The organism is Mesorhizobium sp. M1396 (assembly GCF_040317725.1).
In the GTDB taxonomy this organism is placed as follows: Bacteria; Pseudomonadota; Alphaproteobacteria; order Rhizobiales; family Rhizobiaceae; genus Mesorhizobium.
Genome location: NZ_JAMYLA010000028.1, coordinates 82,114 through 90,129, shown reverse-complemented (window position 1 = coordinate 90,129; position 8,016 = coordinate 82,114). Strand labels below are relative to the sequence as shown.

The window sequence follows — 8,016 nt, the reverse complement described above, 5'->3', positions numbered from 1 at the left end:
CCTCAGACGCTTCAACGCCATCACAGACGGCTTCGTTCTCGCCTCGCAAAATCAACCCGAAGCAAATGTGTGCGCACGCTAGCCCACAAGGGGAGAAGGCAAAGAGGGCCCTAAAGCCGCCCCAACCTCTCCACCAGCAGAGCGAAAAACCCATCATGGTCGATGTCGCGCATCACCATGGCGTTCTTCGGCCGCTTGGTAACGCCCCACCAGTCGATCACGGTCATGCCCATGGTCAGTTCCGAGGCGGTTTCCACGATGACGTTGCAGTTGCGACCCTTGAAGAGTTCAGGCTTCAGCAGATAAGCGATGACGCAAGGGTCGTGCAGCGGCCCGCCGTCGGTGCCGTATTTCTCCTCGTCGAAACGCTCGAAGAATTCCAGCATCTCCGCGGTTGCGGTGCCGACCTTGGTGCCGAGCGCGCGGAAAGTCTGCGTGCGCTTGGCGGTGGTCAGCGCCTTGTGGGTGACGTCGAGTGGCATCATCACGATCGGAATGCCGGATTTGAGCACGACATCGGCGGCATGCGGATCGACATAGATGTTGAATTCGGCGGTCGGCGTGACGTTGCCGCCTTCGAAGAAGCCGCCCCCCATCAGCACGATTTCCTTGATGCGCGGTGCGATGCGCGGTTCGCGGATCAGCGCCAGCGCAATGTTGGTGAGCGGCCCGAGCGGGCAAAGCGTGATGGTGCCGCTTTCTTTCGTCATCAGCGTCTCGACGATGAAATCGACCGCATACTGATCCTGCAGCTTCATCGTCGGTTCGGGCAATTGCGGCCCGTTGAGGCCGGTCTTGCCATGCACCTCCTCGGCGGTGACCAGTTCGCGCATCAGGGGCCGGATAGCGCCGGCATAGACCTTGATGTCCGGGCGGCCAGCCAGCTCGCAGATCTTGCGGGCATTCTTTTCGGTTAGGTTCAGCGGCACGTTGCCGGCAACGGTGGTGATGCCGACGATCTCCAACTCGGAGCTGCCGAGCGCCAGCAAAATGGCGACGGCATCATCCTGGCCGGGATCCGTGTCGATGATGATCTTGCGTGAATGGGGCATTTCAATTCCTTGTTTGGCGAGGCCATGGACTTGAACGAATCTGACCGAAACATCCAAATGACGCCGAAGCGGCCGCGAGCTGCCATGTTGAACCGCTCGACCTGGGAAGACGATCCCGGCCTGCGCGCTTCTCGTTGCATCTGCTCGCCGTTTCAAGCGCCATGCCGATCATTCCTGTGAGTCCACGATCTGGTCTTTTTGGGCGGGTCTATTGACGGCTTGAACTTGGTCGCGGGGCGGACCATATCAAGACCATCGGGAAAAATGCCATCTGGGTTTTTCCACTTTATGTCGCTCTTGAGAGGACAGTGTAACATGAGCCGAATGACGCCCTTTTCCAGCCCGCTTCTCCTTGGTTTCGACGCCATGGAAAAGACCCTGGAACGCTTGGCGAAATCCGGTGACAGCTACCCTCCCTACAACATCGAACGCCTCAGCGGCGCCGACGGCAACACCGAAAGGTTGCGCATCACATTGGCGGTCGCCGGTTTCGCCGAAAGCGATCTCGATGTCACCACGGAGGAAAACCAGCTGGTCGTGCGCGGTCGTCAGACCGACGACACCGAGCGCGAATTTCTTCATCGCGGCATCGCCGCGCGCCAGTTCCAGCGCTGTTTCGTGCTGGCCGACGGCATGCGGGTGATCGCGGCGGAACTGAAGAACGGCCTTTTGTCGATCGATCTCGATCGGCCGGAGTCCGAACGGCTGGTACGGAAAATAAACATATCGGTGAAAGACTGATCTTTACCGATGGCTCTCATGCGGGATGGCCTTGAGCGGCGTCCTCGCGCCAAGGAGGCTTTGAAATGACCAGAACTGAAACAATCACCATGACCAATGGCGAATTCGCTCATCTCGGCGAGGGCTCGGTCGCTTACCTCAGAAAGGTCTCGAGCGACGAATTGCTCGGCCGTTTCCCCAACCTCGGCGAAATCGCGCCCGGCATGGAACTGTGGGCGCTGTTTGCCGCCAACGGGCAGCCGATCCTGCTTTCGGACGCGCGTGACCGCGCACTGGCCGGCGCCATGGAGAACGACCTGATCACGGTCGCCATTCACTAAGAGCAATTCCGAGAAAAGTGTGAAACGGTTTTCCGCCCGGAATTGCGTCGCTCTAAGAATAATACCCTTTTGAAACGACCAGGGCCGCCCGTGGCGGCCCTTGCGACGGTCTCGTCCTGAAAATTCAGGCTGCGTGCGAGGCCTGGGTGTCCGACAAAAGCGCGTGAATTGCCGCGGCGTCGCGCGTGCCCCTGATCTTGGCCACCGTGTCGGCATCGCGCAACACGCGCGCGATGCGCGACAGGGCCTTGAGGTGGTCGGCGCCAGCCCCTTCCGGCGCCAGCAGCAGAAACACCAGATCGACCGGCTGATCGTCCAGGGATTCGAAATCGACCGGCGTCTCCAGCCGGGCGAAAACCCCGGCGATGCGCTTCACGCCGGCCAGCTTGCCGTGCGGAATGGCGATGCCGTTGCCGACGCCGGTCGAGCCCAGCCGCTCACGCTGCAGGATGGTGTCGAACACCTCCCGTTCCGGAATGCCGGAAATCGCCGCTGCCCGTTCGGACAGCAGTTGCAGCAGCTGCTTCTTCGAGTTCGCCTTCAACGCCGGCAATATTGCCGGAACGTTGATAAGATCGCTCAGATCCATGCTTGAAATCCCTTGTTCGCCTGCCGTCACCGGTCCCCACCCCTCGTGCGGCCGGTTCTTATCCCAGTGCGACGGTGGTCGTCACGCTTGTGCGACCTTGGTCGTGAACGGGTCGATCCAGCCGATGTTTCCGTCGGGCCGGCGATAGACGATGTTGAGATGGTCGTTTCCGGCATTGCGAAAGACGAAGACCGGGCTGTCCTTGTTGTCGAGCTCGATGACCGCCGACGCCACCGACATGGTCTTCAGCGTCATGGTCGATTCGGCGACGATGGCCGGTGCGAAATTCTCCGGAATATCCTCGTCGTCGTCCGCAAGCGGCGCCATCACCGTGTAGGCAATGTCGGTCAGCTCGCCATTCGCGGCACCCGAACTGTGCGACTTCAGTCGCCGCTTGTAGCGCCTGAGGCGGGTCTCCAGACGATCCGCCGCGGCCTCGAAGGCCAATGTCGGATCCTGGGCATCGCCGGTAGCCTGCAGCGAAGCGCCGGAATCCAGCCGGATCATGCAATCCGCCGAATAGCGCGAGCCCGATTTGATGACCGTGACGTGCCCGGCAAAGCCGCGATCGAAATATTTGCCGATCGCCTCGCCGACACGGTCATTGATGCGTGTGCGAAACGCATCGCCGATATCCATGTGTTTTCCCGATATGCGCAGATTCATCTGAAAACTGACCTTCCTTGCTCAGGCTTCAAACTGGCCCGAGTTTATACTCGTGATCCGTGCGCACAAGCTTTGCGGCGTCACTTGCGCCGATTTTAAATCCGAACTTTCCGGTTGATCACAAGCCGCCTTTTGACCGTCCCGAGGCCAACGTCGTGACGGACCATCCGCATGCAGGCATCTAGCCCGTCTCATGCGGGCGGGCTTCTAGCCACTTCACCGCGGCTTGTCAATGAAGTGCTGGCCTGTGGAAAATCGAACCGCGTCAGCGCCCGGCGCTGGCCATTGCCCGTTTCTCGCGCCGGCGCTGCACCGAAGAGGGAATATTCATGCCTTCCCGGTACTTGGCGACCGTGCGCCTGGCAATGTCGACGCCACTCTCCCGCAACATGTCGACGATCGCATCGTCGGAAAGCACGTCGGCGGGTTTTTCCTCATCGATCAATTGCTTGATGCGATCGCGCACGGCTTCCGAGGAATGCGCATCGCCGCCGCCCGACGCCGCGATCGAGGCGGTGAAGAAATAACGCAGTTCGAACACGCCGCGCGGCGTCAGCATGTATTTGTTGGCGGTCACCCGGCTGACCGTCGATTCGTGCATGCCGATGGCATCGGCCACCGTGCGCAGGTTGAGCGGCTTCAGCTGGCGCACGCCATGGACGAGGAAAGCATCCTGCTGGCGAACGATTTCCGAGGCAACCTTGAGGATCGTCTTTGCCCGCTGGTCGAGGCTGCGCGTCAACCAGTTGGCGTTTTGCAGGCATTCGGTCAGGAAATCCTTTTCCGCCTGGTTCTTCGTCTGCGGCGAGACCTGGGCGAAATAGATATGGTCGACCAGCACGCGCGGCAGCGTTTCAGCATTGAGTTCGACCGTCCAGCTGCCGTCATTGGCCGCACGCACCTCGACATCGGCAACGATCGCGTCGCTGGCGCCACCCGAAAACGCCATACCAGGCCGAGGATCGAGCGCCCGGATCTCGGCCAGCATGTCAAGCAGATCCTCCTCGTCGACGCCGCAGATTCGTTTCAGCGCGTGGAAATCACGCCGCGCCAGGAGTTCGAGATTGGCGATCAGCGCCTTCATCGCGGGATCGAGCCGGTCCCGCATGGCAAGCTGCAGCGACAGGCACTCGGCAAGGTCACGGGCAAACAAGCCGGCCGGCTCGAAGGCCTGGCACACCGCCAGCACCTTTCGTACCACGGCAATATCGGTGCCGAGACGGGCGGCGATCTCGGCGATGTCGGCGCGCAAATAGCCGGTCTCGTCGAGGCCGTCGGCAAGGTCGGCGGCGATCAGCCTGGTGGCCGGATCGGCGAAGGCAAGCGCGACCTGTTCGCTGACATGGTCGCGCAGCGTGATCGCCGCGGCCGCCATGTCGCCCGCGTCAAAACCCTCGGATGAGGAACCGGCACCATTGCCGGAAGCCGATTTCCATTGCGCCGTCAGGTCGGGTCCGAGCCGCTCGCTGGTGCCCGGGTCGTCGGGAAACAGGTTTTCCAGCGATGTGTCGAGCTTGTCCGAGATCGCCTCGGCGCTCCACTGCGTCTCGTTTTCGAACCAGTCGCCTTCAGCGGTGGCTTGCGGCTCCGCCTCGATCTTCTGCGCTTGGTCGCTGACGGCATCGTCCTGCGGCTCGGCGCGCTCCAGCAGCGGGTTGCGCTCGATCTCCTCGTCGATGAAATGCTCGAGCTCGAGATGGGTGAACTGCAGCAGCCGAATCGACTGCATCAGCTGCGGCGTCATCACCAGCGACTGCGATTGTCGTAGCTGTAGTTTGGCCGCCAACGCCATGGTTTGGTTTCAAACGCCTCGTCTACGCATCCGGACTTCCGGAGAACAATTTTTGCAGCCGGTCATAGAAACTGGCCCGGCTTTTGCTTGTCAAGGCAATTGCTAGCAAAACCCACTTACCGGAGCGTTATCGCGGAGCAAAATCGAGGAAAAAGAGCTCCGCGAGCGCAAAAAATCGTGTCAGGAAACAAATTTCACGCTCAGAGCGTAAAACCCTCGCCGAGGTAAAGCCGCCGCACATCGGCGTTTGCCACCACTTCGTCGGCCCGGCCATGGGTCAGCACCTGGCCGGCATGAATGATATAGGCGCGGTCGATCAGGCCAAGCGTTTCACGCACATTGTGATCGGTGATAAGCACGCCGATGCCGCGCGCCGTCAGGTGGCGTACCAATTGCTGGATATCGGCGACGGCGATCGGATCGATGCCGGCAAAAGGCTCGTCGAGCAGCATGTAGGCCGGACGGGTCGCCAGCGCACGCGCGATTTCCAGACGCCGCCGCTCGCCGCCGGAGAGCGACATGGACGGCGACTTGCGCAGATGGCTGATGTGGAATTCCTCGAGCAACTCGTCGAGATTGCGCTCGCGCACTTTGCGGTCTTTTTCGACCACTTCCAGCACGGCGCGGATGTTCTGCTCGACATTGAGGCCGCGGAAGATCGAGGCCTCTTGCGGCAGATAGCCGATGCCGAGGCGCGCACGGCGGTACATCGGCATCGAGGTCACGTCGAAGCCATCGATCTCGATCGTGCCTTCATCCACAGGCACCAGGCCCGTGACCATGTAGAAACAGGTCGTCTTGCCGGCGCCATTGGGGCCAAGCAACCCGACAGCCTCGCCGGCACGCACGCCGATGGTGACGCCGCTGACGACCTTGCGGCCCTTGTAGCTCTTGGTCAGACCCTTGGCGATCAGGGTTCCCTTGAACTTTCCCGCATCGACGGTCACCGTGGCCGGCGCCGAAAGCTTGCCGGCGGCCCGTCCCGGAAGACGCGCCGTCAGCGACGACAGGCTGGCCATCAGGGGTTCGTCGCTCCCGATTTCGGCGGCGGGGTGATCGACATCTGGACGCGTTGCCCAGCGCATGGATCAACCTGGGCCAGCCCACTTTTCATCTGCACGGTCAGCTTGCAGCCAACCAGGACGTTGTCGTTTTGCGACAGAACGACCTTTTTGCCCGAAAGCACCAGAACCTGGCTCTTCATATCGAAGCTGCCTTGATCGCCGGTCGCGACCTGCGCATCCGATTTGATGTAGACCTTGTCGGAAATCTCCAGGTGGTCGATGTTGGCCGAACCGGTCATCGCCGCCGCGCCAGCCGCTTCCGTGCCCTTGGCGTCGGCGTTGGGATCCTTGACGTAGTAGACCATCATCTTGCCGGCCTTCATCAATGTCGGCCCCTGGACGACGCTGACATTGCCGGTGAAGATGGCGAGGCTGTCGGCCTGACGGACTTCCAGCTTGTCGCTTTCGATCTGGATCGGCTTGTCGCCGGACAATTTGAGGCCTGATTGGCTGGTGGTCTGCGCCAATGACGGCACCAGCCCGAGCAGCAGCAACGCTAAAGTTGCAGCCGCGAGCCGCGTCGAACTACTGAGCCGCATTGGTTTCTCCGCTGTTTCCCTCTGCCGTCTTCAAGGCGGCGGAATCGATGTTGACGCGCACTTTATTCTCGAAGACCAGAATCCTGCCATTGTCCTGGACCGACATCGTATCCGCTGTGATCCGCGATCCGCCCCGGCTGACATCGACGGGATCTCCCGTCTTCATAGTGCCTTTGCCCATGTCGAGGAAGACCGATTTGAACTTGGCCTGCATGCCGTCGGTTGTGGTGATCGTCACGTCGCTGGTCAGGTTCATCGTATTGCCGTCGCGATCATAGGTGCCACGCGAGGCCTTGATCGCCGCCACATTGTCGGGCGCGACCGGCACCTTGGCGTCGATGCCTTCCAGTTCGATGATGCCTTGCGTGCCGACATCCTGGATGGCCCGCAGGGCCGTCATCGAATAGGGCTGCTTTTGCTTGGTGAACCCGTTGAGCTTGGGATTGGCCATCACCAGCTTGCCGTTGGAAAAGGCCGTGCCTTCCGCTTGGACCGAGACGGAGACGGGTGCGGCGAGATAGGAATAGACCGGGAAAGCGATGGCGATCAGTGCCGCGGCCACCGGCACGGCAAATTTGAGAACGCGCACGCGGCGCGAATGGCGTTGCGCGCGGTCGAAAGCGTCGCCACGCGTCCGGCCATCCGCCGGGGGAACCAACTCCATCTCGGCGTTGGTGGGTTCAGTCGGTCGCGCTAACATTCATTGCTTTCTTCTAAACCCCCTGCCCACCCCGGAGCACCGCCTATAGGTGGGACGCCGGCGCCTTCAAGCAAGCACAAGCCCACGAAAACCGCAAAAATGTGACAGCCGCTCTTGTACAGATGAAAACGAGATCCGCACAACCGCACGTTCTCCATAGCAGAAACAGAGACTCGGCGTAAGATTTATCAGTTGTCTGTCTCGCAGCCCGACCTCGCGGTGATTGCGCAAATACGCCAGGGGAGATATCGGATGCCCCGCCTGGCCGGCCCGGTCGATCGTGTATGCGGCGTTGCCGATCGCGTCGGCGAGGCGCTTTCGCCCTTAGATCCGGTCGGCGTCAGGCCACCTTCCGCTGTATGAGACCAACCAGAACGGTGCGCATTCCCGAATATGATGGGCTGCCAATTTTCACTTCCCAATCAGTGTTGCGTTTCCGAGGGTGCTTCGCGTTACGCAACGCTTCGCGGAATGTGTTCGGGTCGACGCCGACAGTTCGAGCCATATCTTCGGCGGTTGTGTGTTTGGCGATCATGACGTCTCCTATGCCTTT

The 8,016-nt window shown here is 61.0% G+C and carries 10 protein-coding genes; 2 read left to right on the top strand and 8 right to left on the bottom strand.

The window, feature by feature from the left end; genetic code table 11:
* Positions 1-110: 110 nt before the first annotated feature.
* Positions 111-1,052 (bottom strand): nucleoside hydrolase, encoded by a 942-nt coding sequence (locus NKH02_RS19425; RefSeq protein ID WP_352880775.1) that lies wholly within the window; start codon positions 1,050-1,052, stop codon positions 111-113.
* A 315-nt stretch (positions 1,053-1,367) separates the two neighbouring features.
* Between NKH02_RS19425 and NKH02_RS19420 the strand changes: the two genes are divergently transcribed.
* Positions 1,368-1,793 (top strand): Hsp20 family protein, encoded by a 426-nt coding sequence (locus NKH02_RS19420; RefSeq protein ID WP_352869900.1) that lies wholly within the window; start codon positions 1,368-1,370, stop codon positions 1,791-1,793.
* A 65-nt stretch (positions 1,794-1,858) separates the two neighbouring features.
* On the top strand, positions 1,859-2,113 hold the full coding sequence (locus NKH02_RS19415; protein ID WP_352869902.1) for a BQ00720 family protein: 255 nt from the start codon (positions 1,859-1,861) through the stop codon (positions 2,111-2,113).
* Positions 2,114-2,237: 124 nt separating this feature from the next.
* On the opposite strand, the gene ptsN is transcribed toward NKH02_RS19415, so the two are convergent.
* The 7 genes from ptsN to NKH02_RS19380 all read right to left on the bottom strand — a co-directional run bounded on the left by ptsN (position 2,238) and on the right by NKH02_RS19380 (position 7,998).
* Entirely contained in the window at positions 2,238-2,702 is a 465-nt protein-coding gene (gene ptsN, locus NKH02_RS19410; RefSeq protein ID WP_013529589.1) for a PTS IIA-like nitrogen regulatory protein PtsN, read from the bottom strand.
* Positions 2,703-2,783: 81 nt separating this feature from the next.
* On the bottom strand, positions 2,784-3,368 hold the full coding sequence (gene hpf, locus NKH02_RS19405; protein ID WP_352869904.1) for a ribosome hibernation-promoting factor, HPF/YfiA family: 585 nt from the start codon (positions 3,366-3,368) through the stop codon (positions 2,784-2,786).
* 265 nt (positions 3,369-3,633) lie between these two features.
* A complete protein-coding gene (gene rpoN, locus NKH02_RS19400) occupies positions 3,634-5,160 on the bottom strand; it encodes an RNA polymerase factor sigma-54 (protein WP_352880774.1) in 1,527 nt (508 codons plus the stop codon).
* 200 nt (positions 5,161-5,360) lie between these two features.
* Complete coding sequence (gene lptB / locus NKH02_RS19395) at positions 5,361-6,179, bottom strand: LPS export ABC transporter ATP-binding protein (RefSeq protein WP_352869908.1); 819 nt, start codon at positions 6,177-6,179, stop codon at positions 5,361-5,363.
* Positions 6,179-6,763 (bottom strand): LptA/OstA family protein, encoded by a 585-nt coding sequence (locus tag NKH02_RS19390; RefSeq protein WP_352880772.1) that lies wholly within the window; start codon positions 6,761-6,763, stop codon positions 6,179-6,181. Before NKH02_RS19390 ends, lptB begins: the two co-directional genes overlap by 1 nt.
* The gene (lptC, locus tag NKH02_RS19385; protein ID WP_352880770.1) at positions 6,750-7,463 is read right to left on the bottom strand and encodes an LPS export ABC transporter periplasmic protein LptC; all 714 of its coding nucleotides are present in this window, start codon (positions 7,461-7,463) and stop codon (positions 6,750-6,752) included. The genes NKH02_RS19390 and lptC overlap by 14 nt, the downstream gene beginning before the upstream one ends.
* A 340-nt stretch (positions 7,464-7,803) precedes the next feature.
* Complete coding sequence (locus NKH02_RS19380; RefSeq protein WP_126070530.1) at positions 7,804-7,998, bottom strand: hypothetical protein; 195 nt, start codon at positions 7,996-7,998, stop codon at positions 7,804-7,806.
* Between the last annotated feature and the right edge of the window lie 18 nt (positions 7,999-8,016).

Coding starts and splice junctions, on each gene's coding strand:
- NKH02_RS19425 (WP_352880775.1), bottom strand. CDS start 1,052: ATGCCCCATTCACGCAAGATCATCATCGACACGGATCCCGGCCAGGAT.
- NKH02_RS19420 (WP_352869900.1), top strand. CDS start 1,368: ATGAGCCGAATGACGCCCTTTTCCAGCCCGCTTCTCCTTGGTTTCGAC.
- NKH02_RS19415 (WP_352869902.1), top strand. CDS start 1,859: ATGACCAGAACTGAAACAATCACCATGACCAATGGCGAATTCGCTCAT.
- ptsN (WP_013529589.1), bottom strand. CDS start 2,702: ATGGATCTGAGCGATCTTATCAACGTTCCGGCAATATTGCCGGCGTTG.
- hpf (WP_352869904.1), bottom strand. CDS start 3,368: ATGAATCTGCGCATATCGGGAAAACACATGGATATCGGCGATGCGTTT.
- rpoN (WP_352880774.1), bottom strand. CDS start 5,160: ATGGCGTTGGCGGCCAAACTACAGCTACGACAATCGCAGTCGCTGGTG.
- lptB (WP_352869908.1), bottom strand. CDS start 6,179: ATGGCCAGCCTGTCGTCGCTGACGGCGCGTCTTCCGGGACGGGCCGCC.
- NKH02_RS19390 (WP_352880772.1), bottom strand. CDS start 6,763: ATGCGGCTCAGTAGTTCGACGCGGCTCGCGGCTGCAACTTTAGCGTTG.
- lptC (WP_352880770.1), bottom strand. CDS start 7,463: ATGTTAGCGCGACCGACTGAACCCACCAACGCCGAGATGGAGTTGGTT.
- NKH02_RS19380 (WP_126070530.1), bottom strand. CDS start 7,998: ATGATCGCCAAACACACAACCGCCGAAGATATGGCTCGAACTGTCGGC.